The 25554-nt window shown below is 69.2% G+C and carries 25 protein-coding genes, 1 pseudogene and 1 riboswitch; of the genes and pseudogenes, 17 read left to right on the top strand and 9 right to left on the bottom strand.

Annotated features, from left to right (window positions below):
• The first annotated feature begins 28 nt into the window (after nt 1-28).
• A complete protein-coding gene (locus tag IM689_RS02750) occupies nt 29-793 on the top strand; it encodes an ABC transporter permease (RefSeq protein ID WP_052946911.1) in 765 nt (254 codons plus the stop codon).
• A gap of 79 nt (nt 794-872) precedes the next feature.
• On the opposite strand, the gene IM689_RS02745 is transcribed toward IM689_RS02750, so the two are convergent.
• Both IM689_RS02745 and IM689_RS02740 read right to left on the bottom strand, forming a co-directional pair.
• Entirely contained in the window at nt 873-1052 is a 180-nt protein-coding gene (locus IM689_RS02745; RefSeq protein WP_118913757.1) for a hypothetical protein, read from the bottom strand.
• A 248-nt stretch (nt 1053-1300) separates the two neighbouring features.
• Complete coding sequence (locus IM689_RS02740) at nt 1301-2776, bottom strand: UDP-N-acetylmuramoyl-L-alanyl-D-glutamate--2,6-diaminopimelate ligase (RefSeq protein WP_193642765.1); 1476 nt, start codon at nt 2774-2776, stop codon at nt 1301-1303.
• Between the two features lie 140 nt (nt 2777-2916).
• Between IM689_RS02740 and ccmA the strand changes: the two genes are divergently transcribed.
• The 4 genes from ccmA to IM689_RS02720 all read left to right on the top strand — a co-directional run bounded on the left by ccmA (nt 2917) and on the right by IM689_RS02720 (nt 6445).
• A complete protein-coding gene (ccmA, locus tag IM689_RS02735; RefSeq protein WP_319803774.1) occupies nt 2917-3549 on the top strand; it encodes a heme ABC exporter ATP-binding protein CcmA in 633 nt (210 codons plus the stop codon).
• Complete coding sequence (locus IM689_RS02730) at nt 3473-4987, top strand: DUF6297 family protein (RefSeq protein ID WP_193642763.1); 1515 nt, start codon at nt 3473-3475, stop codon at nt 4985-4987. The genes ccmA and IM689_RS02730 overlap by 77 nt, the downstream gene beginning before the upstream one ends.
• A gap of 43 nt (nt 4988-5030) precedes the next feature.
• Nucleotides 5031-5094, top strand: a riboswitch (guanidine-III (ykkC-III) riboswitch).
• 14 nt (nt 5095-5108) lie between these two features.
• Complete coding sequence (locus IM689_RS02725; protein ID WP_193642856.1) at nt 5109-5423, top strand: DMT family transporter; 315 nt, start codon at nt 5109-5111, stop codon at nt 5421-5423.
• 338 nt (nt 5424-5761) lie between these two features.
• A complete protein-coding gene (locus tag IM689_RS02720; RefSeq protein WP_193642762.1) occupies nt 5762-6445 on the top strand; it encodes a hypothetical protein in 684 nt (227 codons plus the stop codon).
• A gap of 200 nt (nt 6446-6645) precedes the next feature.
• Here IM689_RS02720 and IM689_RS02715 read toward each other — a convergent pair whose 3' ends face one another.
• A complete protein-coding gene (locus tag IM689_RS02715) occupies nt 6646-7719 on the bottom strand; it encodes an enoyl-CoA hydratase/isomerase family protein (protein WP_193642761.1) in 1074 nt (357 codons plus the stop codon).
• A 95-nt stretch (nt 7720-7814) separates the two neighbouring features.
• On the opposite strand from IM689_RS02715, the gene IM689_RS02710 reads away from it, so the two are divergent.
• The gene (locus IM689_RS02710) at nt 7815-8723 is read left to right on the top strand and encodes a glycerophosphodiester phosphodiesterase family protein (RefSeq protein ID WP_319803771.1); all 909 of its coding nucleotides are present in this window, start codon (nt 7815-7817) and stop codon (nt 8721-8723) included.
• Between the two features lie 111 nt (nt 8724-8834).
• Here IM689_RS02710 and IM689_RS02705 read toward each other — a convergent pair whose 3' ends face one another.
• Nucleotides 8835-9332 carry a VOC family protein gene (locus IM689_RS02705; protein WP_319803780.1) on the bottom strand — a complete coding sequence of 166 codons (498 nt, stop codon included), beginning with the start codon at nt 9330-9332 and terminating at the stop codon, nt 8835-8837.
• A gap of 277 nt (nt 9333-9609) precedes the next feature.
• Here IM689_RS02705 and IM689_RS02700 point away from each other — a divergent pair, with 277 nt between their 5' ends.
• Together IM689_RS02700 and IM689_RS02695 are read left to right on the top strand one after the other, a co-directional pair.
• Nucleotides 9610-10026, top strand: a complete 417-nt coding sequence (locus IM689_RS02700; RefSeq protein ID WP_193642759.1) for an ATP-binding protein — start codon at nt 9610-9612, stop codon at nt 10024-10026.
• Between the two features lie 185 nt (nt 10027-10211).
• On the top strand, nt 10212-11105 hold the full coding sequence (locus IM689_RS02695; protein ID WP_193642758.1) for a DUF5926 family protein: 894 nt from the start codon (nt 10212-10214) through the stop codon (nt 11103-11105).
• A gap of 158 nt (nt 11106-11263) precedes the next feature.
• On the opposite strand, the gene IM689_RS02690 is transcribed toward IM689_RS02695, so the two are convergent.
• The gene (locus tag IM689_RS02690; RefSeq protein WP_193642757.1) at nt 11264-13432 is read right to left on the bottom strand and encodes a DUF2339 domain-containing protein; all 2169 of its coding nucleotides are present in this window, start codon (nt 13430-13432) and stop codon (nt 11264-11266) included.
• Nucleotides 13433-13505: 73 nt separating this feature from the next.
• On the opposite strand from IM689_RS02690, the gene IM689_RS02685 reads away from it, so the two are divergent.
• From IM689_RS02685 to pheA, 3 genes are read left to right on the top strand one after another with little or no spacing between them, the layout of a single operon-like run.
• Nucleotides 13506-14132, top strand: coding sequence for a TMEM165/GDT1 family protein (locus IM689_RS02685; RefSeq protein ID WP_193642756.1), 627 nt, complete (start codon nt 13506-13508; stop codon nt 14130-14132).
• A gap of 33 nt (nt 14133-14165) precedes the next feature.
• Nucleotides 14166-14594: a DUF4446 family protein gene (locus tag IM689_RS02680; RefSeq protein ID WP_193642755.1), complete on the top strand. Its 429-nt coding sequence runs from the start codon at nt 14166-14168 to the stop codon at nt 14592-14594.
• Nucleotides 14591-15571, top strand: a complete 981-nt coding sequence (gene pheA, locus IM689_RS02675) for a prephenate dehydratase (RefSeq protein WP_193642754.1) — start codon at nt 14591-14593, stop codon at nt 15569-15571. Before IM689_RS02680 ends, pheA begins: the two co-directional genes overlap by 4 nt.
• Nucleotides 15572-15641: 70 nt before the next feature.
• Here pheA and IM689_RS02670 read toward each other — a convergent pair whose 3' ends face one another.
• From IM689_RS02670 to IM689_RS02660, 3 genes are all read right to left on the bottom strand, one after another.
• Nucleotides 15642-15788 (bottom strand): hypothetical protein, encoded by a 147-nt coding sequence (locus IM689_RS02670; RefSeq protein WP_156170139.1) that lies wholly within the window; start codon nt 15786-15788, stop codon nt 15642-15644.
• An 84-nt stretch (nt 15789-15872) separates the two neighbouring features.
• The gene (locus tag IM689_RS02665) at nt 15873-17291 is read right to left on the bottom strand and encodes a hypothetical protein (RefSeq protein WP_193642753.1); all 1419 of its coding nucleotides are present in this window, start codon (nt 17289-17291) and stop codon (nt 15873-15875) included.
• A gap of 147 nt (nt 17292-17438) precedes the next feature.
• Nucleotides 17439-18842: a hypothetical protein gene (locus tag IM689_RS02660; protein WP_193642752.1), complete on the bottom strand. Its 1404-nt coding sequence runs from the start codon at nt 18840-18842 to the stop codon at nt 17439-17441.
• A 333-nt stretch (nt 18843-19175) separates the two neighbouring features.
• Between IM689_RS02660 and IM689_RS02655 the strand changes: the two genes are divergently transcribed.
• Nucleotides 19176-20345, top strand: coding sequence for an acyl-CoA dehydrogenase family protein (locus IM689_RS02655; RefSeq protein ID WP_193642751.1), 1170 nt, complete (start codon nt 19176-19178; stop codon nt 20343-20345).
• Between the two features lie 13 nt (nt 20346-20358).
• Here IM689_RS02655 and IM689_RS02650 read toward each other — a convergent pair whose 3' ends face one another.
• On the bottom strand, nt 20359-20823 hold the full coding sequence (locus IM689_RS02650; RefSeq protein WP_047310709.1) for a GNAT family N-acetyltransferase: 465 nt from the start codon (nt 20821-20823) through the stop codon (nt 20359-20361).
• A gap of 59 nt (nt 20824-20882) precedes the next feature.
• On the opposite strand from IM689_RS02650, the gene IM689_RS02645 reads away from it, so the two are divergent.
• The 5 genes and pseudogenes from IM689_RS02645 (at nt 20883) to IM689_RS02630 (ending at nt 25524) form a co-directional block, all read left to right on the top strand.
• Nucleotides 20883-21899 carry an NADP-dependent oxidoreductase gene (locus IM689_RS02645; protein WP_193642750.1) on the top strand — a complete coding sequence of 339 codons (1017 nt, stop codon included), beginning with the start codon at nt 20883-20885 and terminating at the stop codon, nt 21897-21899.
• 8 nt (nt 21900-21907) lie between these two features.
• The gene (locus IM689_RS02640; RefSeq protein WP_193642749.1) at nt 21908-22285 is read left to right on the top strand and encodes a nuclear transport factor 2 family protein; all 378 of its coding nucleotides are present in this window, start codon (nt 21908-21910) and stop codon (nt 22283-22285) included.
• A 294-nt stretch (nt 22286-22579) separates the two neighbouring features.
• A pseudogene (locus IM689_RS15125) lies at nt 22580-22684 on the top strand (NADP-dependent oxidoreductase); the annotation flags it as partial.
• A 310-nt stretch (nt 22685-22994) separates the two neighbouring features.
• Nucleotides 22995-24233, top strand: a complete 1239-nt coding sequence (locus IM689_RS02635) for a D-alanyl-D-alanine carboxypeptidase family protein (RefSeq protein ID WP_193642748.1) — start codon at nt 22995-22997, stop codon at nt 24231-24233.
• A gap of 34 nt (nt 24234-24267) precedes the next feature.
• On the top strand, nt 24268-25524 hold the full coding sequence (locus IM689_RS02630; protein WP_193642747.1) for an FAD-binding protein: 1257 nt from the start codon (nt 24268-24270) through the stop codon (nt 25522-25524).
• The last annotated feature ends 30 nt before the right edge of the window (nt 25525-25554 follow it).

Genomic DNA, 25554 nt, shown 5'->3' with positions numbered 1-25554 from the left:
CGGGGGCGAACGCGGGCAGACTGCACGGGTGACAACAGGTTTCGGCTGGCACGTCGTCGTCGCGATCGTCTGCCTGCTCCTCATGATCCAGGTCGGCTACCGGATGTCCGGTGTCCGCCTGTCGCGCACATCGCTTATCGCAGTGGCCCGCGCCGCCGTGCAGTTGACGCTGGCCGCGCTGCTCATCACGGGCGTCGTGAAGTACCTCTGGGCGTCCATCGCTGCGGTTGTCGCGATGTTCCTCGTCGCCGTCCTCACGACGACGAAACGCTCCGGAGCCACCGATCATCGCGCCCGCGTGGCCGCGGCCATCGCCATGGCGTCAGGGCTGCTTCCCGTGCTCGTCATCGTCGCGGCGGCCGGCGTCGTGCCGCTCAAGGGCGAGTCGATCATCCCCACCGCGGGCATCGTCATCGGCAACGTCATGAGCGTGCACACGCTCGTTTCGCGTCGCGCCTTCGACGGCCTGCGCGAGGAGAAGAACCAGTACGAGGCGGGCCTCTCGATTGGTCTGCTGCCCAAGGACGCCATAGCGCTCGTCATCGAACGGCGTCTGCCCGAGTCGCTCATCCCCGTGCTCGACCAGACCCGTACGGCCGGCATGGTGACGCTGCCCGGTGCCTTCATCGGCGTCATGCTCGGTGGCGGTTCGGCCGTTCAGGCTGCGACGGCGCAGGTTGTCGTGTCGACGTCGATCCTCGCGGCTCAGGCCGTGACGTCGGCCGTCGAGCAGAAGATGATCTGCGCGCGCCGCCTCTTGCCGCCTGAGCTGCGCGAGTCGCTCCTCGACTGAACCCCAACGTCGCAGCGACGGCACGAGACCCCGTCACACCAGCTGGTGTGACGGGGTCTCGCGGTTGGTTTGTGGGCGATCAGTGCGCCGTGGCGAGGCGGCCGTAGTAGGCCGGGATGCTCTCGCGACGCTCCTTGCGCACCGGGCGGTTGGCAGCGAAGAACTGCGTGCCCCAGGTGGCGAGGGTGGCGACGAAGGCGATGACGCCGATGGCGCTGATCGTCATGAGGGCCCAGAAGACGGTGGTGATGTTGTCCATGATGTTTCTCCTTCGAAAAGTTGTGTGCGCGAGGTGTTGAGACAGGCGCTGGAGGCTTTCCCACATCTGCTTTCTACATCTGTAGTGCCTCGATGTCTTCGACACTACGCCTGTAGTGAATCGGGTGCAAGTCGAGGCGGTGTCTCGTGCATCACGTTCATGGAAACCCGATATTTCGGGGCACAGGACGACGAAGGGCCAGCCCTCGCTCCTGCGCGGGACCGGCCCTTCGTGGTCGTTCTCGGATGTCAGCTCTCGGCGAGCAACTCCGTGACGACGGTCGTGTCGTGGAAATCGACGTCGCCGTCGGGCAGGTGCTGGACGCGCTCGTGGCCCTTACCCGCGACGACGACGATGTCGCCCGGGCGAGCCTGCGCCAGCGCCTGACGGATCGCCTCGCGGCGGTCGAGCACGACCGTCGTGTCGGCCGCATCGGCGCCGGCCATGACCTCGTCCGCGATGGCCTGCGGATCCTCGTCGTAGGTGTCGTCGTTCGTGATGATGTTGACGTCGGCCAGGCGGCTCGCGACCTCACCCATCTTGGGGCGCTTGGCCGGGTCGCGGCGCCCCGCTGCGCCGTAGACGCAGATGACGCGGCCCTCGGGGGAGATGACGTCGCGCGCCACGTCGAGCACGAGCTCGAGGCCAACCTCGGTGTGGGCATAGTCGACGACGACCTCGAAGCCCTTGTCGGTGGCCGCGGCCACGCGCTCGAAGCGGCCGGGAACCTGGCCCATGTTCTTCACGGCGTCGACGAGCGTGTCGAGCGGCATGCCCATCTCAAGGGCGATCGCGGAGGCGCCGGCGACGTTGTGCACGTTGTAGTCGCCGAGCAGCGGCATCTGCAGCTCGATGCGTCCCGGCGCTTGGCGGCCGTCGAGGAACGTGGCGGGCGTCGTCAGGGTGAAGGCGGTGCCGCCCTCGCTCGGGCGGGCGTCGCCGATGCGGTAGTCGGCCTTCTCGCTCACGCCGAAGCCGAGCGTGCCGGGCACCTCGGTGACGATGCGGGCGCCGTAGGCGTCGTCGACGTTCGTGAGCTTGGGGCCCTCGGTCCACTCGAAGAGGCGGCGTTTGGTGAGGAAGTAGTCCTCCATCGTGCCGTGCAGGTCGATGTGGTCGCGCGTGAGGTTCGTGAACAGCGCTGCGGCGTAGCGGGTTCCGGCCACGCGCTGGAGGTGGATGCCGTGTGAACTCGTCTCGAGGACGACGTGCTGCACGCCTGCGTCCCGCATGCGCGCGAGGTTGCCCTGCACCTGCGGCGCCTCGCCCGTGGTGCGCACGGCAGGCTCGCGGTGGGTGCCGACGACGATCTCCGCCGTCGTCAGGAGGCCCGTGTGCTCCTCGCCGTACGCGGCGGAAAGGATGCCGTGCAGGACGTAGCTGCTCGTTGTCTTGCCGTTCGTTCCCGTGATGCCGTAGACGACGACGTCGTGGCTCGGGTGGCCGGCCGTCGCCGTCGCGAGGGCGGCGAGCGCGGCCCGGGCGTCGGGCACGACGGCGGTGGGAGCTCCTTCGACCTCTCGTTCGGCGACGACGAGGGTGGCGCCGTTGGCCATGGCCTGCGGCACGAACGTCACCCCGTCGACCGTGAACCCGGGGACGGCGACGAATGCGCCCCCGGGTGCGGCGGCGCGGGAGTCGTGGGTGACGGCGTCGACGCCGTCGACCCCGTCGGGGATCGTCGTGCCGAGGATCGTCTCGAGTTCTGCGCGGCTCACAAACACCGTCCGAGGTTAACAACGGGCGACCCCGGCACCGCCGTCGCCGCGCGGGGTGGCACGCCTGGATGGCCCCTCACACGTCGCGTGAGCGCCCCCGGCGACGAACCGTGGCAGGCTGTCGTCGACCCCCCCAAGGAGAAGGTGTGCTCGAGGTCGAATCATTGCAGCGATCGTTCGGCGGCGTGCGTGTCGTCGACGATCTGACGTTCACCCTCGCCGCCGGCGAGGTCGTAGCACTCGTCGGCGCCAACGGCGCGGGCAAGACGACGACGTTGCGCTGCATCGCCGGCCTCGACGAGTGCGACGGCGGCGCTGTGCTCTGGGACGGTTCGCCCCTCGACGAACGCGACTCGACCACGCGGCGCGAGGTGTGCGCGCTCCTCGACGACACGGCTTGGTTTCCCGACCTCACCGTCGCCGAACATCTCGCGATCCTCGCCCGGGCCCACGGTGAGGAGGCCCGCGTCGTCGTCGATGCCCTCGACGCCCTCGGGCTCGCCGACCTCGGTGACAGGATGCCCGCCACCCTGAGTTCCGGGCAGACACAGCGCCTCCGTCTAGCCCAAGCGCTCGTGCGGCCGTGGCGGTTGCTCGTGCTCGACGAACCGGAGCAACGTCTTGACGCGGACGGCCGCGAGTGGCTAGGCCACTACCTGCGAGCGTGCGCCGACGAAGGCCGCGCCGTTCTCATGGCCAGTCATGACCACACGCTGTGCGCGATCGCGGGCGCTCGCCTTCTCGACGTCGAGCGCGCCCACGAGCGTGCCGATGGGTGAGGCCGACGTCCTGCGCGACGCCCGGGCGCGCAGCCGGGAGAGCCGGACCTCCACATGGACTCTCGTCTACGGCGGGTTCCTCCTCACCCTCACCGGCTGCGCCATGGGGCTCGCCGTCGTCCATGAGGCAGTGGGGACCCTCGGGGGTGCGGGAGCATCATGGGTGCCGTGTGCCCTCGCTGCCGCTTGGGCTGCAGGCCTCCTCGCGACGTGTCTGTCGTTCGGCCCAGCCCACGCGCGGCCGGCTCCGGCGATGTGGTTGTTGCCCTCACCGATCGATCGGGCTCGGCTGCTGAGGCGACCCCTCCTCGTGACGTTCGGGCTCGTCGCGACTCTCGGTGCCCTCGGTGGCCTGACGACGGCGCTCCTGGGTGGTGGAGGCAGCGGCGCCGTCGTACTCGTTCCCCTGGGCGGCCTCGTCGGTGTAGCCGTGCACCAGATCGCGCTCTGGGCGCAGGCTCGCCGGGTGGCCGATCGACTTCGCGTGGCCGCGGCAGTCGTGGCAGCGGCCGCTGCACTCGTCATCACCTGGGGGCGCCATGTCGGGGCGACGTGGGATGTCACGGGTGCGAGGCCGTGGATCATCGGAGTGACGACCGTTCTCGTGGCCGCGGTGACGCTCGTCTCAACGTGGCGTTGGGCGACGTGGCTGCGCCAAGTCGGTAGGCCGAGTCTTCGGACTGCGGGTGATGCCGTGGACACGGCGGTGACGGGCGCGGTGATGCTCGACCCGAGTGTGTTCGCGGTGCGCAGTGCGCGTAGGGCGGGTCGTCGTCGAGGCCGCGCGACGAGCTTCGGCGTGGCTCACTTCCGCCACCGTTTTGTCGTGGTCGACTTCCTCGCACGCGACGTCGTCGCAGCGTTCCGTCGTCGGGGACCGCTCGCTGCTAGGGCCGCATGGATGCTCGGCGTCTGGGCGTTCGGGGCGATCTTCGGGCCGGCATTCAGTGAGCGCTCCACCGTCGTCGTGGCGGCCTTCGTCGTCTGGAGCGTCGTCGCCATGGCCGGGCAGGGCCTGACGACGTGGCTCGGCTCGTCGTCGCTGTGGCGCCTCGTGCCGACGCGTCCGCAGGCTGTGACGTTGGCACTCACGCTTACCCCGTTGGTTCTCGGCGCATTCCTCGGGGCGGTGATGCTCGGCGGCGCCGGGGTCGGTGCGGCCGACGCCCTGGCGTGGGGTGTGCTCCTCGCCGTCTCGACCGTGGCAGGCGTCGCCCGCCGCGCAGATCCGCCGCCCGTGACGTTCGGCAACAGCGTCAGCACGCCGCTCGGGGACGTCGAGATCGGCCTGGCCGCAGCGCTCCTGCACGGTCCGGACGCCGTCGCGCTGTGCCTCCTGGCCGGCATGCTCGCCGGCCCGCAGCTCGGATGTTTCGCGGCCCTCGGGTGGTTCGCTCGCGTCGTTCTCACGGCTCGGCCTGGAGGGAGACGGCGCTGAAGGTGCCCGGTGGCACGTGACCTCCAGGTCTGAGATCGTGGAATCGACCCCGCCACCGCGGGGCCCGGACGAGGGAGCCGTACCCGGAACGCGACAAGACGGCCATCGGGAGTGAATGACGATGGCATGGGTGATTCTCGTGATTTCCGGTGCGATGGAAGCGGTTTGGGCGACGGCGCTCGGTAAGTCGGAGGGGTTCACGAAGCTCGGCCCGAGCATCCTGTTCGTCGTGGGGTGCGCCTTCAGCATGATCGGCCTGGCGACGGCGATGAAGTCGCTGCCGGTGGGTACGGCCTACGCCGTCTGGGTCGGCATCGGTGCCGTTCTCACGGTGGCCTACGCGATGGCGACGGGAGAGGAACCGGTCTCACTCGCCAAGGTTCTGTTGCTGCTCGGCATCGTCGGCTGCGTCATCGGGCTCAAGGTGCTCCACTGACGCTTCCGTGACAGGGCCGTTCGTCACATCCTCGTTCGGCAGCCGAGGAGACGCGCGGCCTGCTCGTCGTGGATCGGCGCGGAGGACTTTCGGCACCACTCCGGTACACGCACAACCGTGGCGCTGGGTCCTGTGGTGGCGGAGCCGTGATGGGTTCTAGGGGGTAGATCTGCTAGGGGATTCGTAGGATGATGTCCCGTAGGGAGTCGCCGGGGGCTGAGGGTGATCGCGGCACGTCGTGTTGCCAATGACCCCACGCAGCAGCGTGAGGTTCGATGTCTCCGGCTACTCGTGAGCCCTGCGGGGCCAGTTTTCTGTCGCGCGAAAGGCTTGTGGGAATGGAAGACCAGTTCCAATCCGACGGCAGTGGAGTCAGCCGCCGCAATGTGGCCAAGGGGCTGGCGTGGGCTGCGCCCGTGATCGTCGTGGGGGCGGCCGCCCCGGCCGTAGCTGCCTCGACGTGCCAGTCCGTGGCGACGACCTTCGACTCGACGTGGGTCTTCGCCAGTCCCGCCACCGGCACGCTTGTAAGCCCCACGTCGAACAAGGTGACGACCGGTGCCGATGGCAAGAGTTACTTCATAGCTCAGACGACGGCCACGAGCACGGACCCCGCCACGACCACGGCGACCTACAACGTGGTGGTCCAGCCGTCGTCGAGTTCAGCGTCGCGTCTGCGAGAGGGGTGCACGTACCGGGTCTCGTACGACCTGGGTGCGGTTCGCCCTGCGAATTCCCCCATTGGTGCGCAGACGCTTGCAGTGCAGCTGACCTCACCCTCGGGCGTGGTCGTTTCGGGGTCTGCGGCCACCTATACGACGCCGAGCGGTACCAGCGGCGTGCAGGTGCCGTACGTGGCCTCCGGCGCCATCAGCCGCACTCTCTCGTCGACGTCGTTCAGTTTCAAGGCGGTGGCGGGGACTTACGTCTTCAAGGCGACCTTCACCACCCCGACGAACAAGGGTACGAGCCTCTTCGCCGATGGTCTCGGCTTCGCCGCGCCCGCGTTCACGGTCGTCTAGAGGGCATGCGGCGGATCGCCGGTCAGCCGAATGACTCTCGAGGTAGCGGGAGCCCGTGTGAATCGAATGTCAGTGACGGCATCGTCGGCTGTGTCATCGGGCACGAGGTGCTCCACTGACGCGTCCACGATCTGTGACCGACGGCCCGGTGTGTGAGCTGCGCAGCTCACACACCGGGCCGTTCGTCACATGGTGGTTCGTCAGTCGAACAGGCGCGTGACCTGCTCGTCGCTGATCTCGTCGAAGGACTTCTGCGACCACTGCGGCGCGCGGTCCTTGTCGACGAGCTGCGCGCGCACGCCCTCGACGAAGTCGCCGTGTTCGACGAGGCCGCGGGCGAGGCGTTTGTCCTGGTCGAGCACCTCGTGAACCGAATCCATCGACGCGGCGCGACGCAAAGCCTCGAGGGTCGCCGCCACGGACAGGGGCGAACGCTGAACGAGCAGGTCAGCAGCTTCGCCGGCCGCCGTCTCGTCCGAGTCGCGAAGACGGGCCAGGACGTCCGACGGCGCGCGCAATTGCTCGCCGGATCCGAAGGCGTCGTCGATCCACGCGCGATCGCTCTCCAGCGAGGAGTCCGCGCTCGTCGTGAGGCCGGCGACGGCCTCGTCGCGGGTGGCACCGTCGGCGAGGCGCTCGATGACGGTCGCCCACGAGGCAGAGTCGATGACGGCGTCCGAGAGCCCGACGTAACAGGAGTCGTGCCCATCGACGGTGGTGCCGGTGAGCGCGAGGTAGGCGCCTGTGCCGCCGGGTGCGCGCGAGAGGAGGTAGAGAGCGCCTACGTCCGGGAAGAAGCCGATGATCGTCTCCGGCATCGCAACCTTCGTGCGCTCCGTCGCGACGCGCAGACCGGCGTAGGCGGAGATGCCGACGCCGCCGCCCATGACGATGCCGTCCTGGTAACTCACGATGAGTTTCGGGTAGTCGGCGATGACCGCGTTCATACGGTACTCGCGCTCGAAGAAGCTGAACGTGCGCTCGTGCTGGCCCTCGAGGAAGGCCTCGCGGACGCTGCGTACGTCGCCGCCCGCGCACAGGCCGCGTTCGCCGGCGCCCTCGATGGTCACGGCGGTGACGGAGTCGTCGTCGCGCCACGCGTCGAGGCACTCGCGCACGGAATCGACCATGTCGGTGGTGAGCGCGTTGATCGCCTTGGGACGGTTGAGCATGATGCGGGCCAGCGAGCCGGTGCGCGCTGCGAGCACCTCGGACGTGCTCGTGGGGGCGAAGCTGGCCGCGTCAAGTTCTTCGGGAATCTCCTGCGTACTCATGAGGCTCCTCGTGAAATCGTGGGCATGTGCCGTCGCCGTCACCCTAGTCGGCGGGCGGCGCGCCCGGTTCGCTCCTCGCGGTAAGGATGGTCGACGTGCCCGCTCAGCCCCAGCGCCCGGCGTTGCCGAAGCCGACGAAGGTCGTCGCGCACGGGTTCCGTGCGGTGCGCCCGCCCGTGGAGCCGCTCGACATCCCGACGCTGACGGGCCGCCCGCCGCAGGTCGTCGCGCATCGCGGGGCGTCGCACCACGAGCCGGAGCACACCCTCGAGGCGTACGAACGGGCCATCGAGGTGGGCGCTGACGCGTTGGAGTGCGACGTGCGGCTCACCGCCGACGGGCACCTCGTCTGCGTCCACGACCGCACGGCGAAGCGGACGTCGAACGGCACCGGGGCGATCAGCGCGCTCGAGTTGGCGATGCTGGAGGAGCTCGACTGGGGGTCGTGGAAGGCGCGCGTCGGCGCCGACGACCTGGAGCTCGCCGACCGCAACGCGTCGCAGATCCTCACGCTGCGTCAGCTCCTGCGCACGACGCTGGCCGCCGGGCGCCGCGTCGACCTCGCCATCGAGACGAAGCACCCGTCGCGGCACGCGGGGAAGGTGGAGGCCGAACTGGCGCGAGTCTTGGCGGATTTCGGGTTGGACACGCACGACCCGGAGCGCACGAACGTGCGCGTCATGTCGTTCTCGCTGCCGGCCGTCACGCGGCTGACGCGGTTCGCGCCCGAGGTACCGCTCGCGTGGCTCATGGAGGGCGTCATGCCGCAGCGCATCCGTGGCGGACGCCTGCCGAGCGGCATCTCGATCGCAGCGATCAGCGTCGGGATGCTGCGCCGCAACCCGGGCCTCGTCGCCGAGCAGCACGGCCGCGGCCACGAGGTGCACGTGTGGACGGTCGACGAACCCGACGACGTCCTGCGCTGCCTGCGCAACGGCGTCGACGCGATCATCACCAACAAGCCTGCAGAGGTCCTCGCCGCCCGGGCGGCGTTCTACGGGTGAGCCCCACTCGCGCGAGATGTCGCGCACGTGGGGCTCAACAGGGTTGAGAGTTCCCCACAAGCGCGGGATGTCGCGCGAGTGGGGAACGTGCGCCGTCGATGAGCCGCGACCTCAGTCGCGGGGCTTCGGCATCCAGACCTCGGCCTCGGAGTTGTCGGGGTAGTAGTGGCCGCCGGGGATCGTCTGCAGCTCGATGAGCATGCCCCACGGAGCCTTGACGTAGACGCTGCCGTTGCCTTCGGAATCCTCGTAGCGGCTGTTGCCGTGCACCTCGCTCAGCGCCTCGCCGCCCGCGTCGACGAGACGGCGCAGCGAACCTTCGATGTCGTCGCAGTAGAAGCTGATGTGGTTGAGGCCGAAGTCAGCCAGGCCGGCCGCCGGGCGCTGCTCGCCGCTGATCTCGAACACCTCAAGGCCCGGCCCCTCGCCGATGACGAACATGCGCTGACGGTGGATGGCCGCGCCGCGCGGCAACCCGAGCTGACGCTCCACCTCGGCGCCCTGGCGGGGTTCGTCGTCGGGGGAGAGGCCGTCGTAGGCCACCTTGGCGCCGAGGCCCTCGACGAAGAAGCGCGTGGCCGCCTCGAGGTCGGGCACGGTGACGCCGATGTGCTGGATACCGCGGGGGCAGAGGGGAATTCGTCGTCATGGCTTCGACGCTAGCGAGGACGGCGGCGAGGCGACAAGGGCCTGACGTTCTGTCCAGCCGGCTGCGTTTTCTGCGGTTGGTGACGGTGCAACGTCACCAACCGCACCGAACGTCACCGGCTACGAAGCGAGCCCGGCAGCGACTGGACTGCGGCGACGACCTCCAGGCGCTACCGGTCGGTTTTTCACGCGCGTGAGAAACTGTGCACGGAGCACACCCCCAGGGAGAGGAGTCACCGTGTCGAGTGACGCACGCGTCCGAACTGTCCGCCTCGACTGGAGCCTGGAGTCGGTGCCCAAGATTCGCCACGCGATCGTCGACGACCTCTCCGACGGCACCATCGAGGACGACATCATCAGCGAGGCCGAGATGGTCGTCAGCGAACTCGTCACGAACGCGATCCGCCACGCCAAGCCCCTCGCCGACGGCAGTATCCGCGTGCACTGGAAGGTGCGCGCGCCCCGCGTCGAGGTCGAGGTCACCGACGGCGGCAGCGACGACGTCCCCGTCCCCAAGCCCAAGGCCGAGTGGGTCAACGCCGGCCGCGGGCTGCGCATCGTCCGCTCCCTCGCGCACGAGTGGGGCGTCACCGACGAGCGCAACGGCCGCACCGTGTGGGCCAGCCTCGGCGGCCCGAGCCGCCGCCGCGCCTGACGCCCGCCCCCGCCGCCAGGCCGACTTCCTAGCTGGGGCATTTGTCTCGATCTGGCCGCGATATATCGCCCCCGGATCCGCACAACATCCCCAGACCGCACGGGTCGACGGCCACCCATCAGCCGTTTGCAGCTCGCGCGACGGCGGGGAGGCACCCCGGCGTCGTCACGCCTAGAATCGTGCCCATGGGTAAGGCTTCACGCCGTAAGGGCAAGGAAAACCGGGTCGCGAAAGACCCCTCGCAGCAGCCGGCGCCGTTCGTCGCGCGCCCCTTCGAGGGCCTCGCGAACGAGACCGACTGGGTCGCCATGCGCGAGATCGTGCCGTCCGCCACCGCGAAGGTCACCTTCGAGGTCGACGGCGCCGAGCACGAGGCGATCGTCGCCACCATCCTGCCGATGGCGTGGCCCGGCCTGCGTCGCGAGAGTGGCGAGATGATGGTCGCGCTGCAGACCGGCGGCGGCTCCGGCGACGCCAGCCGCGACGTTGCCGCGCAGCTCATCGCCGTCACGCAGCTCGAGCCGGGGCAGCCGCTCGCCGCGATGCCGCCCGTCAGCGCCGTCACCCCGCGTCTGCAGGACATGCTCACGAGCACCTCGCTCGAGCCCACGGTGCACGACACGTTCGACTTCTGGATCCCCGAGGACCACGAGGTCGGCGAAGAGGCCTCCATCTCGATGGAGGACGCCAACGACTCCATCGCTCCCACCTTCAAGCTGCCCGGCGTCGACTCGGCCTACTGGGTGCTCATCGGCGACCGCGCTTTCGTGCGCTGGGTGCTCCCGCAGGAGGAGAACAAGGCCACCGACGCTCTCGCACGCCTCTCCGCGTCGGGCAAGGGCCGCATGCCGAGCAACGACGACGACGGCCGTCTCCTCGGCGCCTTCCGTGCCTGCGGTGTGCTGACGCCGGTGTGGGAGGTCGTCACCACGCGGCTGCCCGAGGAACAGCGCAAGCCGATGCTCGAACTCGCCGCCGCCTACGAGGAGGCCTACGCCTCGCTCGATTCGACGCCGCTCGACGCCGAGGAGCGCCGCGCACGCAACGGCATCGTCTCGCGCCAGATCACGCTTCGCTGACTGTCGCGCCACCCGCGCCCCTCGTCCGCTTCGGACGAGGGGCGCAGTGCGTTCGGGGGAACGCGGGGGCGAGGTGACGCAGTGCCAGGTGCGTGCTCGCCGTCAGGGCGCGTTGAGTCCTCAACCCCGCCTCGGCGCGGCACCTTCGAACGCTCGCGTCACTTCTTCGACGGCAGCCGACCGGCCGCAGGAACGCGGGGCGCCTCGTAGGTGGCCGACGACGTGAGACGGGCGGCCGTCAGTACGAGCAGGGGGATGACGACGAGGGCGCCGGCGGGCGGGATCGACGTGCCCGAGTCGTTCGCGATGAACCCGAAACCGAGCATGATGATGATGGCGATGAGCCCGTGGCGCAGCATCGGCACACGCACGAAGAGCGGCTGGAGGAAGCGCCCCGGGCCCGTCGGGAAGGCCGTCACGACGACCGCGACGAGCAGCCCGAGGGGCACGAGCCAGTGGAACCAGTGCTGGTTGAGCATGTTCCAGTTCGTGTAGAGGATGCGCTTGACGGGGTTGATCTGCCCGTCGCCGATGAGCCCGGCGAACACGTCACCGAGGTGGGTTCGCTCCGACTCGCCGCGCAGGTAGTCCAGCCATGCGACGCCGAGAACGAAGACAACACCAGCGAAAGCGGCCGCGATGAGGCGCGTGAACGTGATGCGCCATCCGCGCGCACGCATGGCGAGGTACACGAGCGCAGGCACGAACGCCGCCGAGCCGCCGCCCTCGTTGCCCCACTGCGGCACCCCGTTGACGAGGATCGCGGGCACGCCGATGGCGAGCACCGTGAGCAGCGCCAAACGGGGCCGCTTCATCGCGCGGTAGCGCCCGGCGAGCATCGCGGCCACGAACAGCGCGGACGTCATGAACAGCGCGTACCCGACGTTGCCCATACCGAAGTGACGCCCGCCGTACACCGGCTGCAGGCCGAGCATCGACACGAGTTGCAGGCGCGAACCCTGCACGACGTCCATGGCGAGCGTGACGGCGGTGAACCCCGCGAGGAAAACGGCCGGTCCGGGCGTCCACCTGCGCCACGGCCCGAGGAAGGCGACGATCGCCGTCGGCACGAGCACGACGAGCACACTCAACCCGTAGCGCACGAGGGCGTGCTCGTGCAGGTACCAGGCGTAGAGGTTCGCGAGGAACGTGGCGACCGGCACGCTGGCGAGTAGCGCGGCCGTCACGCTCCACCACCACCGGTTGAGTCGCCGGGCCCGAGTCACCTGTGGGCTCTCGGCCTCGGCGTCCTTTCGTGACGGCGGCGTCAGGTGGCCGCCGGAAAGCCGTCGCGCCCGTACGAACAGCCCGACTCCCACGAGCGCGAGTGCCAGGGCGATGGAGAACACCCACGTGAAGAACGGCGCAATGAGGTTGTGCTCGGTGCGCAACAGGGTCTGCATGTTGTGGACCGAGCGGATCGTCGCGGGTGTCGACGTGCGTTCGACCGAGAGCGGCCTGCCCTCACCGAGCGTCGGCGGGTTCGGCACACGTTCGAGGATGAACGCGGAGATGTCGGTCGTCGTCACGAGGCCGGGCTGGCGCGTCGAGCGCGAACGCAACATGCCGCCGCCGATGTTCGGCCCGTCGAGAATGATGGCGCGCGGCGACTCGGGTCGCTCGTCGTCGGTGAGACCGGTGACGAGGAACGTGGTGTCGATGGGCGCGTTGTCGATGACGTAGCGCAGCTCTGCGTCGTTGCGACTCTCGAGGGAAACGAAGGTCACCGGGCAGGCGCTGAGGGCGTCCTTGGTGAGCGTCGGTGAGTAGTGGCTGACGAAGCCGTCTTGGTTCGCGGCGGCGAGCGTGGCGCGCTCACCGACGGCGGCGACGCACTGTTGGTCGTCCTCGAGGGTGCTCGCCACGAGGCCCATCCGGGAGGGGATGTTGCGACGGAAGGCGACCTTCGACCACGTGTCCCACTGGTGGAAGGTGTAGGTCTGGGTCGTCGGGTTGTGGACGCCGGTGACGGGCTCGGGGCAGAACGAGTTGGTGCCGGAACTGGACGCCATCGGGGGCCCGTACCCCATGGGAGTGCGGGCGCCGGCGCCCAACGTCACCCACGCCGCGTCGCTGCAGGTGTGGGCGCTGATGGCGCGCACGAGTTGGTTGCCGATGGCGCCGTGACCGGCCATCTGCGCCAGCGTCGGAGTGGTCTCCTCGTTGATGTCGCTCCACGTGAGGCCCGGCATGCCGATGACGACGAGGTTGCCGGGCTGAACGCGGTGCGTGGGAGGCCGGTCGCCCTTGATCGTGCTGATGCCGAACGCCGCTGCCGCGAACGCCAGCGCGGCCGCGAGGACGCTGACGAGCCACCGGCGGAACATCGCTCAAGCATAGGTGTCGGCCCTGAGACGGAGGTGAGTCCCCGGCGGCCCGGCTCGCGTATCGTTGGCCAGCGTGGATATCGCCCTCATGCTGACCGTCTTCACGACGCTGTTCCTCGTGGAACTGCCCGACAAGACGTTCATCGCGACGCTCGTTCTTGCGACGAAGTACCGCCCGTTGTACGTGTGGATCGGGGTGGCGTCGGCGTTCCTCGTCCAGACGTTCGTCGCCGTCGCGTTCGGTGCGGTGCTGAGCAAGCTGCCGGAGACGCCGGTTCACGTCGTCGTCGCGCTGCTTTTCCTCGTGGCCGGCATCCTGCTCATCAAGGGCGCCAAGGACGCAGCCGCCGAGGGCGACGAGGCCGAGGAGGAGTTCGCCGGCAAGGCGAAGCCCGCCAAGGGCCTCAAGGCGATCAGCGCGAGCTTCCTCATCCTCTTCCTCGCCGAGTGGGGCGACCTGTCGCAGCTCGCGACGGCCGGGTTCGTCGCCCGGGGCGGCAACCCCTGGGCCGTCGGCATCGCCGCGTTCACGGCGCTCGCGCTCGTCTCGGGCCTCGGTGCCGCCGTCGGCCGCGCGCTGCTCAACCGCATCAGCCTGTCCACGATCCGCGCTGCGGGCGGTGTCGTCTGCCTCATCTTCGCTGCGCTCATGATCGCCGGGCTCGCGGGCGTCGAGTTCCCGAGCTGGGTACCGGCCTGACGCGGGCTGCCCGAGTTTCCCTAGGCTGAACCAATGCTGATCGCCGCTCTCGCCGTCGCCGCCGTGGCGTGCCTCGTCGCGGTGGTCTCAGTGTGGCGCGTCGTGACGTTGGAGCGGCGCTTCCGGGTGCTCTGGGGTGACGGCGACGGCCCGAAGGAGGTTGCGCGAGAACTCGCTTCCGCGCGAAGCGAACTGCGCAGCGCAACCGACGACGCAGGCGACAGCCTCAAGCGTGTGGCGCTCGTGCGTTACGACGCGTTCGGCGACATCGCGGGGCGCCTGTCGTTCTCCGCGGCCCTGCTCGACGACGACGGTGACGGCCTCGTCATCTCGTCGATCCACGCGCGTAGCGAGTCGCGCACCTACGCCAAGAGCATCGAGAACGGGCGGAGCTCGATCGAGCTCACGCCCGAGGAGAAGCAGGCCGTCGCGGCAGCGCGGGCCGGGAAAGAGACACCGTGAGCGCACGCGAGACCTTCGGCTACTTCGGCCCCGAGGGCACGTTCACCCAGGCGGCGCTGCGTCAGTGGCACCACCAGCACAACGATGCCGAGACGGCCGAGGCGCTGCTGGCCGAGTCGGTGCCCTACGCCACCGTGCCGACGGCGCTCGACGCGGTGCGCGAGGGCGAGGTCGACGCCGTCATGGTGCCGATCGAGAACAGCGTCGAGGGTGGCGTCAGTTCGACGCTCGACGCCCTCAACTCGGAGCATTCCGAGGGCACGCTGCGGCTCGTCGGCGAGGTGCTCGTGCCGATCACGTTCGTCCTGGCGGTGCGCCCCGGCACGCGTGAGGACGCGATCACCGGCGTCGGCTCGCACTCGCACGCCTGGCCGCAGGTGCGCGGGTGGATGACGAAGAACCTGCCGGGGGCCACGTACGTGCCCACGCTGTCGACGGCGGCCGCCGCGCAGGGTCTCGCGCGCGGTGAGGTCGGCCAGTACCAGGCGGCCGTCTGCGCCCCGATGGCCGCGCAGGTCTTCGGTCTGGAGACGCTCGCCACCGACATCGGCGACAACGTCGGGGCCGTGACGCGCTTCGTCCTCGTCAAGCGTGCCCGTGGGCGGGACGGGGGAAGCTCGACGCCGGAGCCGACCGGCCACGACAAGACGACGCTCGTGCTCTACCAGCACGACGACCGCCCCGGTGGTCTGCTCGAACTGCTCGAACAACTCGCCACGCGCGGCATCAGCATGACGCGCCTCGAGTCGCGCCCGACCGGTGCGGCGATGGGCAGCTACTGCTTCTCCATCGACGTCGACGGGCACGTCGCGGACGAGCGCGTCGGCGAGGCGCTCATGGGCCTGCAGCGCGTTGCCGCGCAGGTCCGCTTCCTCGGTTCCTACGCGCGCGCCGACCGCCGTCCGGTCGACGTCCGCCCAGACGCGAGCGACGAGGCCTACGTCGCTGCCCAGGAGTGGCTCGACTCCCTGCGCTGACGCACAGATGTGGCGCAAGGGGCTGCCGCAGTGTCGAACTGCGGCAGCCCCTTTTCTCGGATCGGTCGGCTCAGCCGGCGTCCTCGGTCTCGACGACGTCGTCGTTGGCGTTGCCCTCGAGGTCGGAGCCCGTCTGCTCGTCGACGGCCTCGTCGGCGTCGGGCGTCGGCGTGTCGGCCACGTCGGAAGCGTTCTTGTCGTTACCCATGTCGCTCATGGCGTCCTCCTCGTGCGTCGTACAGGTCGATTCCTGTTCTACGCCCTCGCCGCCCACGCGTCCAGCATCTCCACCCCGCGGGGGTCAGCGGCGCGTGCGGTAGCGCGGATCGACGAAGGGCGCGTCGTGGTCGGCGAGCCAGCGCAGCACCTGCGGCGCCACCTGCGGGTCGCTGCGCACGAGACGGTCGTGGACGTCACGCAGGTCGCCGTCGATACCGAGCCCGGCGATGATCTGCAGCACGGCGAGGGTGCAGCGGAAGACCTGCAGCCAGCGCTCGTCGGGTTCCGGGGAGAAGGTCACGGGCAGGGAGAAGACGCGCACGTTCCCGGTGAGTTCCTCCGCGCGCGCCACCATGGTGTCCCGCTGACGGCGCAGTTCGTCGAACTCCGAGGACACCTCGTCGACGGGGCGTCCCCCGCCGAGACGCCCGGGCGGGAACTGCGCGGTGTGCAGGAGGGAGGCGTCGTCCTCGACGAGGCAGATCTGCACGAGCTGATTCGTGACGCGTCCCTGTGCATCGCGGAACGGCGCGTACGGATTGTCGCCGGAAAGGATCGAGCCGTGGTGCGACCAGACGCGCCGCGTCGGCGTCGCCGCGGACAGGAAGTTGTCGTGGATGTCGTTGCGCAGGTGGTCGCTGCGGTACGGGTCCTTGACGAGTTCGCGCGCCAACTCACGCGTCGTCGTGAAGCCGTAGCCGAGCACCATCGCCACGAGGGCGCCGACGTCGTCGGTCCACGGCGTCGTCGTGACGGAGGTGATGACGACGGCCGGAACGCCGTCGTGGGCGCGGTGCACGATGCCGGGGCGGGGGCGACCGACGTACTGGACGGCCCACGGTGACAAGGTTGTCGGCGTCGGGGCGTCGGCCGGCACGGCGAAACGTGGCGTGCGGCGGCTGACGACGGCGAACGAGTCCTGGAGCGCGTCGGCGAGCCCGGGGTGGTCGATCGGCTTGGGCGCGGGACGGTCGGGCTGCGGTTCACGCAGATCGATGCGGTCCGACACGTGCATCGGGTAGCCGCGCGGGCCCTCGAAGATCGGGAGGACGGCGGCACCGAGGCCGCTCTCCATCGCCCTGCGCACGATGTTGACGACACCTTCGTCGGCCGTGGCGCTCGCGAGGGTGCTCTGGGCGTCGGTGATCTTCGCGCGGATGCTCTGCAGCCGGTAGGCCGCCTCGATGAGTTCCGAGTGCTCCGGTGCGGCCTCGAGGATTCCCATGGCGCGCGGCAGGTACGTCGGGTCGTACGGTGCGTTCCCGGCGGGGTCGTTGCTCATGCCGAGAATGCGGCCGATCACCTTGAGTGACTGCAGCGGCGGCGACGTCGAGTGCCGCCAGCGCTTGATGATCTGTTCGGTGATGGGCGCGGAGAGGCCGGCGTCATCGGCGTCGGCGTTGATCGCGTCTGCGAGGGCCTTGTTCGTGTACCTGCGCAGTTCCATCCAATGCTTGAGTTCGGAGCGGAAGATGTCCCAACTCGCGTCGTGTGCAGCCATCCGTCGAAGGTGCTCCTGGTGGTAGAGGAGAAGGATCCGGGGGCGGGGTGGCGCAGCATGGAGGCGCCGTCGTCTCGCGCTTCGACCTCGAGAAGCAGGTCGAATGTTCAATCTACGGCACAGCGTTGCCAGATTTCCGGTGAAACTTCAGCCGAGATGGTGCGACGACGAGAAGGTCTCGCTGACGAGCGGCGAGCCGTGGTCGGCCAGCCATCGCAGGATCGTCGGCGCGATGTCCGGTTCGTCGCGCGCGAGTCGTTCGTGGATGGGGTACAGGTCGACGTTCACGCCCAGCTCGTGGAGGCGGTGCGTCACGAGCAGCACGGTCTGGAAGACCTGCTCCCAGCGGTCCGAGGCGTCGGTCAGCAGTTCGACCGGCACGGTGACGACGCGGTGGCGCACCTGCTGCATGGTCGGGGAGTCGAGGCGGCTGGCGGCTTCGTCGCGGTCGCGCTTGGCGAGCACGGCTGCCTCCTCCTCGGTGGTGCCGAGCTGCTCGGCGAGCCAGTCGCTCTCGTGGTCGAGGATGGCGTCGGTCTCGACGAGGCGGACGTGGACGAGCGAGGAGGCGACGGCGCCGCTGGCGTCGGTCCAGGGCGCGCCCGGGTTGTCGCTGGGCAGGCCGGCGGCGTGGTGTGACCACACGTGACGCGCGGGCGCCTGGGTGAGGAACTGCTCGTGGACGTCGTTGCGCAGTGCCTCGGTGGCGAACGGGTTGCGCGTCAGTTCGCGAGCGATCTCGCGGGTGCTGACGAAGCCGTAGCCGAGCACCCAGGCGAGCATCGAGGCGACGTCGTCGACCCATGCGCGGGCCGTCTGCGCCGACACGGCAATCGACGGCACGGCGAGGTGCAGCATGTGCCCGCTGCGCGTCGAGGGGCGCCCGATGTGGGGGATGGCCCAGTGCTCCTGCGTCGCGAGGTCGTCGGGTTGGGTGCTGAATCGTGGACCGAGCTCGCCGGGCACGACGAAGTTCTCCACGAACAGCGACCGCATGGAGGGCACGTCGTCGATGCTGCCGAGGCCCGGGCGCGCTGCGCGGAAGTCGATGCGGTCGGAGACGTGCATGGGGTAGCCGGTGGGGCCGGCCCACACGGGGTAGACGGCTGCGGCGTAGCCGTGTGACATCGCGGTCTGCACGAGACGGCCGGCGCCGCTTCGCGCCGAGTGCTCGCCGAGGGAGGCACGCACGTCGAGAAGGCGGAGTCGCAGTTCCTGGAGGCGGAAGCTGGAGTCGACGAGCTCGCCCGTCGTCGCGGGCTCGGCGAGCAGGCCCATGCGGCGCAGGATGAACGTGGGGTCGTGCGGTGCGGCGCCCGTCGGGTCGTCGCTCATCTCGAGGATGGCGGCGATGTGGCGAACCGCGGCCAGGGGCGGCGCGGTGGAGTGGCGCCAACGCTTGACCACGTGCTCGTCGAGGTTGACGTCGCTCGACGCCCCGAGGGCGTCGTTCAGCTTCATTGCGAGCGCGCGGCTCGTGAAGTGACGCAGTTCCATCCAGTGACGCAGTTCGCTACGGAACGCGTCCCATCCGGCGTCGTGGCTCGCCATCGGTGTCGACTCCTTCGTGCCGCCCTCCCGGGCGACGTCCTGCGTAGACGCGAGAGTTCTCTCGTGTCGACACTTCGCAACCTGGCGGTTGCAACGTGTTTCAAAAGCGGTGGCTGCGTGGCGATTTTGCAACCATCGCTCCCGTGTGCACCCCTGCAGGCGAGAGCGTAGCCGAACGCTTGTCTCAGACGCACCGAACTGGGCGATATTCGACATCGTTTTTCGCCCTTCGGTTTGAATTTCGGTCGACAGGTTCGGCAGGGGCGAACGCCCGCCGTGCATGTGAGGTGCGGCACACTGGGGGCACCGCCCGTCAGCTCGAAAGGATCAGGCATGAGCCCCACCGCGCCGCTGCCCTACCGATCGCCGTGGATGAACGAGGAACTCGACGATCTGCGCACCCTCGCCCGACGTTTCTGCGAGGACGAACTCGCCGCGCACATCGACCGCTTCCACGAGCAGCACGCCGTGGACCGCGAGGTGTGGACGAAGGCCGGTGAGCTCGGGCTGCTGGGCCTGTCGATCCCCGAGGAGTACGGCGGCGGGGGCGGTACGTTCGCCCACGAGGCCGTCGTCGCCCTGGAGCAGGCGCGCGCCGGCGACGACTCGTGGGGCTTTGTCGTGCACTCGATCATCGTCATGCACTACGTGCTCGCGTACGGCACGGAGGAGCAGAAGAAGCGGTGGCTGCCGAAAATGTGCACCGGCGAGATGGTCGGCGCCGTCGCGATGACGGAGCCCGGCGCCGGTTCGGACCTCAAGCGTGTGCGCACCCGCGCGGTGCGTGACGGCGACGACTTCGTCGTCAACGGGTCGAAGACGTTCATCACGAACGCCGGCCACGCGGACCTCATCGTCGTCGTGGCCCGCACCGGCGAGCGTGACCCTAAGGCCGGGCACAAGGGCATTTCGCTGCTCGTCGTCGAGACGGACGGACTCGAGGGATTCGAGCGCGGACGTGTGCTGCAGAAGATCGGCCAGCACGGCCAGGACACCCGCGAGCTGCACTTCACCGACGTGCGCGTTCCGGTCGAGAACGTTCTCGGCGAGGAGGGCCGCGGTTTCTACCACCTCATGGAGCAGCTGCCGCAGGAGCGCCTCGGCCTGGCGTGCACGGCCGTCGGTTCGGCGGAGCTCGCCATCGAGCTGGGTGTGGAACACGCGAAGTCGCGCGAGATGTTCGACGGCGTGCTCATGGACCTGCAGAACACGCGCTTCGTGCTCGCCGAGTGCTCGACGGACGTGCTCGCCGCCCGCACACTGCTCGACCACTGCATCGGGTTGCACGTCAACGGAGACCTCGACTCCGCGACGGCCTCGCGGGCGAAGTTCTGGACCACCGACGTGCAGTGCAACGTCATCGACCGCGTGCTGCAGCTCTTCGGCGGGTACGGCTTCATGTCCGAGTACCCCATCGCCAAGATGTACGCCGGCGCGCGCATCCAGAAGATCTACGGCGGCGCCAACGAGGTGATGAAGGAACTTGTCGCGCGCTCGCTGTAGCCCGTTGCGGACGTCAGTGGTGGTCGCGCAGGTGCAGGGCGTACCGAACGGAGCGGCCGGTGTCACGGGCCTGCTCGAACCCGCGCGATTCGTAGAGACGGTGGGCGTAGCCGTTGTCGGCCTCCGTCTCGACGATGACGGCGTGGGCGCCGTTGTCGCGCGCCGACGTCACGAGAGCGTCGACGAGGCCACCGCCGACGCGACGACCGCGGGCGGCGCCGTCGACGAAGAGGTCGGTGAGGATCCACTCGTGGGCGAGGCGGATCGAGTCGAACGCGCGGTAGGCCTGAGCGAAGCCGACGACGCGGTAGCCGTCGCGGGCGACGAGGACGAGCGACTGGCCACCGGCCACGCGCTCCTCGAGGAAGGTGCGGGCGTCGTGCGTCGGGGCCTTGCCGTAAAAGCTGCGGTACTGCTCGAAAAGGCTTGCGACGTCGTCGATGTCGGCCTCGGTGGCGTACGAGATCTCGATGGTCATGGTTCCATCTTGCGCCATGCGGCCAGGGGGTTGTCAGGGGTGTGTGACATGGTGAGGGCATGACTTTCGAAAAGGCCCGCATCATCGTTCTCGCGTCGCGCCCGGAGGGTGCTCCGACGGCCGACAACTTCCGTCTCGAGGAGCGCGAACTGCCCGCGCTCGGTGACGGTGAGCTGCTCGTGCGCAACGTCGTGATGAGCGTCGACCCGTACATGCGTGGGCGCATGAACGACGTCAAGTCGTACGTTCCGCCGTTCCAGATCGACGAGCCGCTCGACGGTGGCGCGGTCGGTGAGGTCGTCGAGTCGAAGGCCGACGGGTTCGCCGCGGGCGACCTCGTGCTGCACGGTCTCGGCTGGCGCGACCTCGCGGTCGTCCCGGCGAAGGGCGCGCGCAAGGTGGAGCGGGAGATCAACGGCGTCGAGATCTCGCCGTCCACGTACCTCGGCGTTTTGGGCATGCCGGGCATCACCGCGTACGGCGGCCTGCTGCGCACGGCCGAGTTCAAGCCGGGTGACGCCGTCTTCGTCTCGGGCGCGGCGGGTGCCGTCGGTTCGCTCGTGGGGCAGATCGCGAAGCTCGAGGGCGCGTCGCGCGTCATCGGTTCGGCCGGTTCGCCGGAGAAGGTGGAGCGCGCCAAGGAGAGCGGCTTCGACGCGGCGTTCAACTACAAGGACGGTGACGTGCGTCGTCAGCTCAAGGACGCGGCGCCCGACGGTATCGACGTGTACTTCGACAACGTGGGCGGCGACCACCTCGAGGCGGCCATCTCGGCGCTCAACCTCAACGGGCGCATCGCGATGTGTGGCGCCATCGCGCAGTACAACTCGGCAGAGCCGCCGGCTGCGCCGCGCAACCTGGCCCTCATGATCGGAAAGCGCCTCACGATGCGGGGGTTCATCCAGGCCGACCACCGCGACCTCGTGCCCGAGTTCCAGGAGAAGATGGCGCGCTGGATCGGCTCCGGTGATGTCACGTGGGACGAGACGGTTGTCGAGGGGCTCGAGAACGCGCCGCAGGCGTTCATGGATCTGCTCACCGGCGGCAACACCGGCAAGATGGTCGTCACGATCTGAGGCCCACCGTGTCGAACCTGAGCGAAGAACGCCTCGTCACGTTGGAGCACCGCGGTTGGCAGGCGCTGTGTTCGCGCGCGGGTGCTGACTTCTACGGCCGCCTTATGACCGATGACGGCGTCATGCTCCTGGCGGGCGGGCTCCTGCTCGATCGCGGCGGGGTGGTCGAGTCGCTCGACGGCGCGCCGCCGTGGTCGATGTACGAGCTCAGCAACGTGAAGCTGCTACCCCTCGGCGCATCGGCTGCCGCGCTGACGTACCGCGCCACGGCACGTCGCGGGGACGACGAGCCGTTCACCGCGCTCATGACGAGCGTTTATCGGCTCGTCGACGATGAACCGCGCCTGGCGCTCTACCAGCAGACAGTTGAGCCGCTGCACTCGTGAATCGGGTTAATGCGTCGCATGGGCAGTAGCGCTGTCTCGCTACTGCTCCGATGAAGGTTCCGAGGACCGCCACGACATCCCCGAAGTCGCGTGCCAGGCGAACCGCTTCCGGTCCCAGAGGTGACGCTCGGCGGAGGAGCGTTCCGCGGCGGCCGAACGCGGTTCACGGGAGCACGCGGGTCGACCTCGTCGTTCGCGCTGGGCTCCCAGGTCTCGAATCGGGTGGTCAGTTCGTCGGCGTGCTCCAGAATCTTGTCAACCGAGCGGGGCATCCTCGTCACCTCGCAATGTCTCGTGACCGAAGACGAGACGGTTGTCGAGGGGCTCGAGAACGCGCCGCAGGCGTTCATGGATCTGCTCACCGGCGGCAACACCGGCAAGATGGTCGTCACGATCTGAGGTCGGACAGGGGGGCGACACGAACTTGTCACCGGGGGCTGTCTGAAGGATTCGTGCGCTTCGGGCTGATTGTCGGTGCAGGGGGTATAACGTCACTCCAAGAGCGAGATCTCCGTCACGCACCGTGGCGGCAACGTCTTCCACGGGGGCGTCGAAGATCGGTGCCTTCGGGCATCGCGCAGCGTCGTGTGGGCGACTCTGTGATGGCCGGGATTCTCGGCGCTCGCGCTGCCTGACGAGCCCGTCGCCCGTCGCCGGCCACCACCTCGGTCGCCTCGCGAGCGGGCATGCCTTAATCCTGGAGAACTGCATGATCCTCGCCAACCCCCGCAGCTTCGCTGTGGCCGTGACGCTCGCCCTCGGGGGCACGGTCGCGGGGAGCGCCGCCGTCAGCCTCGCGGCGCCCGCCGCGACCTCCACCACGGTGACCCGCTCCACGTTCCAGACCACGAATGTGCGCACGAGCCCGGCCACGAGCTCCGTCCTCGTCGGCAAGATGCCCGTTGGCACAACGGTCACCGGCACGCTTTCCAACGGCTGGGTCAAGATCAGCACCCCCAGCAAGTACGCGGGCAAGTACGTCAAGGACAGCGTTCTCGCGAAGACGACGGCCACTGCCCCGCCGGCCAAGAAGCCGAGCGTCCCCGCGCCGACCGGCACGTCGGCCTGGGTCGGGTACGCCAAGACCTACCTGTACAACAGCGCCGGAACCCAGCTGACCACGATCCCCGTGAACACCAAGGTCACCGGCAAGATTGCCGGAACCAAGCTGTTCAAGATCACCGGCGGGCCCTACAACGGCAAGTACCTGCGCAACATCGACCTGCTGTGGACCGACCCGCTCCGGTCCGGGCCCACCGCACTCGGCACGAACAAAGCGCCCGTCGGCATCACCGTCACCCGGTACGTCATCACGAACCGCGACCCCATCGCGGTGCGCTCGGCGGCGACGACGCACTCGAAGCTCGTGGCGTACATCCCGAAGGGCACCGCACTCAAGGGCAAGTACGTGAGCGACGACTGGTTCAGGATCACCTCTGGCGCTCACACGGGTCGCTACGTCTCGTCGGCCCTCATCTACGCGACCAACACCATGTCCGCGTACAACGGCGTCGCGAAGAAGAACGACATGTGCGCCCTGCCCTCCTGGACCCAGACGAACTGGGCCCCCACGCAGCCCCGGTTCCTGGCGTGCCCGGCCGCGAAGTCGTTCGTCGAGATGAACGCGGCCTTCCGCGCTCAGTACGGCTACGACATCAAGATCGACGAGGCCTACCGCGACCTGACGACGCAGCAGAAGTACGCCGGCTTCCTCGGATACCCCCGGGCTGCCCGGCCGGGCACGTCCAACCACGGGATGGGCGTGGCCATCGACCTGGAGACCCGCAGCAGCAGCGCCATGTCCGGCACTCCGTATCGCTCCGGCTTCGGTGGCCCGTACGACATGTGGATCACCGCTCACGGCAAGGAGTACGGCTGGGACCGGCCCGCCTACCTCGACCGGAACGGCTCGAATCCCGAGTCCTGGCACTACAACTTCATCGGCTGACCTCACCCTCGGCCCGCGGGTATAGCGTCGTTTCATGAGCGAGATCCCCGTGACGAACTGGGCCGGAAACGTCGTCTACGAAGCCAGTGAGCGCCTCGCGCCCACGAGCGTCGAGCAGGTGCAGGACGCGGTGCGCGCGGCTCGAGCGTCGGGCAAGCGGCTGCGGGTCGTCGGCACCCGGCACTGCTTCAACTCCGTCGCCGACACCGACGGCGTCCACGTCACCTTGCGCGACCTGCCGCGCCGCGTCGAGGTGACGAACGAGGGCAGTGCGTGGGTCGACGGCGGCATCACCTACGCCGAGGCGAACGCGGCGCTCGCCGAGCACGGGTTGGCGCTCGCGAACCTCGCGTCGCTGCCGCACATCACCATCGCGGGCGCCATTGCGACGGCGACGCACGGCTCGGGCGTCACGCAGCCGAGCCTTGCGTCCGCGGTGCGTTCCCTCACGCACGTCACGGCCGACGGCGATCTGCGCATCGTGCGTCGCGGTGACGCAGGTTTTGCGCACTACCCCGTGCACCTGGGGCTGTTCGGGCCGATCGTCGAGCTCGAACTCGACGTCGTGCCCGCGTTCGAGATCGCGACGACGGTGTACGAGGGCCTCGACTACGCGGCCGCCGTCGAGCACTTCGACACGCTCGTCAGCGAGCTGTACTCGTTCAGCCTCGCCCCGAACTGGCAGGACGGTGGTCGCGCGCTCCTGTTCGCCAAGCGTCGCGGCGGTGACGCCGCGCCGGCTGAGATCCTCGGAGCCCGCGCTGCCACGAGTGCGCGTCATCCCTCGCCGGGTGCCGACCCCGTGGCCGTCACGGAGCAACTCGGAGTGGCCGGGCCGAGCTACGAGCGCCTCACGCACTTCCGCTCCGAGTTCGAGCCGAGCGTGGGGGAGGAGGTGCAGTCGGAGTACCTCGTGCCGCGCGAGCACGCCCGTGCCGCACTGTCAGCGCTGCCGCAGTTCGCCGACGTCTTCGCCACGCTGGCGCACTCGATGGAGATTCGCGCCGTCGCCGGTGACCACCTGTCGCTCAGCCCGATGCGCGGCGCGGACGTCGTCGCGGTGCACATCACGTGGCACCGCGACCCGGACGCCGTCATGCGCTTCCTGCCTCGGTTGGAGGCTGCGCTCGAGCCGTTCGACGCGCGCCCGCACTGGGGCAAGCTCTACGCCACGTCGCGCGAGCGGATGCTCGAACTCTTCCCGGCGCTGCCGGAGGTGGATGCCGAGGCGCGCGGTCTCGACCCCGACGGGATGTTCCGCAACGCGTGGAGCGAAGCCCTGTTCGGGTAGACACCCCAGGGCGTGAGCACCGTCTCATCC

The sequence above is a fragment of the Dermacoccus barathri genome, assembly GCF_015070805.1.
GTDB lineage: Bacteria > Actinomycetota > Actinomycetes > Actinomycetales > Dermatophilaceae > Dermacoccus > Dermacoccus abyssi.
The sequence above is the reverse complement of the archived record's forward strand: the minus strand, read 5'-3'. Positions and strand labels throughout refer to the sequence as shown.

What these genes read in the sequence shown, in the direction of transcription:
- IM689_RS02645 (WP_193642750.1), top strand. Translation starts at nt 20,883, where the DNA reads ATGACTTTCGAAAAGGCCCGCATCATCGTTCTCGCGTCGCGCCCGGAG.
- IM689_RS02660 (WP_193642752.1), bottom strand. Translation starts at nt 18,842, where the DNA reads ATGGCGAGCCACGACGCCGGATGGGACGCGTTCCGTAGCGAACTGCGT.
- IM689_RS02670 (WP_156170139.1), bottom strand. Translation starts at nt 15,788, where the DNA reads ATGAGCGACATGGGTAACGACAAGAACGCTTCCGACGTGGCCGACACG.
- IM689_RS02745 (WP_118913757.1), bottom strand. Translation starts at nt 1,052, where the DNA reads ATGGACAACATCACCACCGTCTTCTGGGCCCTCATGACGATCAGCGCC.
- IM689_RS02725 (WP_193642856.1), top strand. Translation starts at nt 5,109, where the DNA reads ATGGCATGGGTGATTCTCGTGATTTCCGGTGCGATGGAAGCGGTTTGG.
- IM689_RS02690 (WP_193642757.1), bottom strand. Translation starts at nt 13,432, where the DNA reads ATGTTCCGCCGGTGGCTCGTCAGCGTCCTCGCGGCCGCGCTGGCGTTC.
- IM689_RS02650 (WP_047310709.1), bottom strand. Translation starts at nt 20,823, where the DNA reads ATGACCATCGAGATCTCGTACGCCACCGAGGCCGACATCGACGACGTC.
- IM689_RS02680 (WP_193642755.1), top strand. Translation starts at nt 14,166, where the DNA reads ATGCTGATCGCCGCTCTCGCCGTCGCCGCCGTGGCGTGCCTCGTCGCG.
- IM689_RS02715 (WP_193642761.1), bottom strand. Translation starts at nt 7,719, where the DNA reads ATGAGTACGCAGGAGATTCCCGAAGAACTTGACGCGGCCAGCTTCGCC.
- IM689_RS02730 (WP_193642763.1), top strand. Translation starts at nt 3,473, where the DNA reads ATGACCACACGCTGTGCGCGATCGCGGGCGCTCGCCTTCTCGACGTCG.
- IM689_RS02720 (WP_193642762.1), top strand. Translation starts at nt 5,762, where the DNA reads ATGGAAGACCAGTTCCAATCCGACGGCAGTGGAGTCAGCCGCCGCAAT.
- IM689_RS02655 (WP_193642751.1), top strand. Translation starts at nt 19,176, where the DNA reads ATGAGCCCCACCGCGCCGCTGCCCTACCGATCGCCGTGGATGAACGAG.
- IM689_RS02635 (WP_193642748.1), top strand. Translation starts at nt 22,995, where the DNA reads ATGATCCTCGCCAACCCCCGCAGCTTCGCTGTGGCCGTGACGCTCGCC.
- IM689_RS02665 (WP_193642753.1), bottom strand. Translation starts at nt 17,291, where the DNA reads ATGGCTGCACACGACGCGAGTTGGGACATCTTCCGCTCCGAACTCAAG.
- IM689_RS02695 (WP_193642758.1), top strand. Translation starts at nt 10,212, where the DNA reads ATGGGTAAGGCTTCACGCCGTAAGGGCAAGGAAAACCGGGTCGCGAAA.
- IM689_RS02630 (WP_193642747.1), top strand. Translation starts at nt 24,268, where the DNA reads ATGAGCGAGATCCCCGTGACGAACTGGGCCGGAAACGTCGTCTACGAA.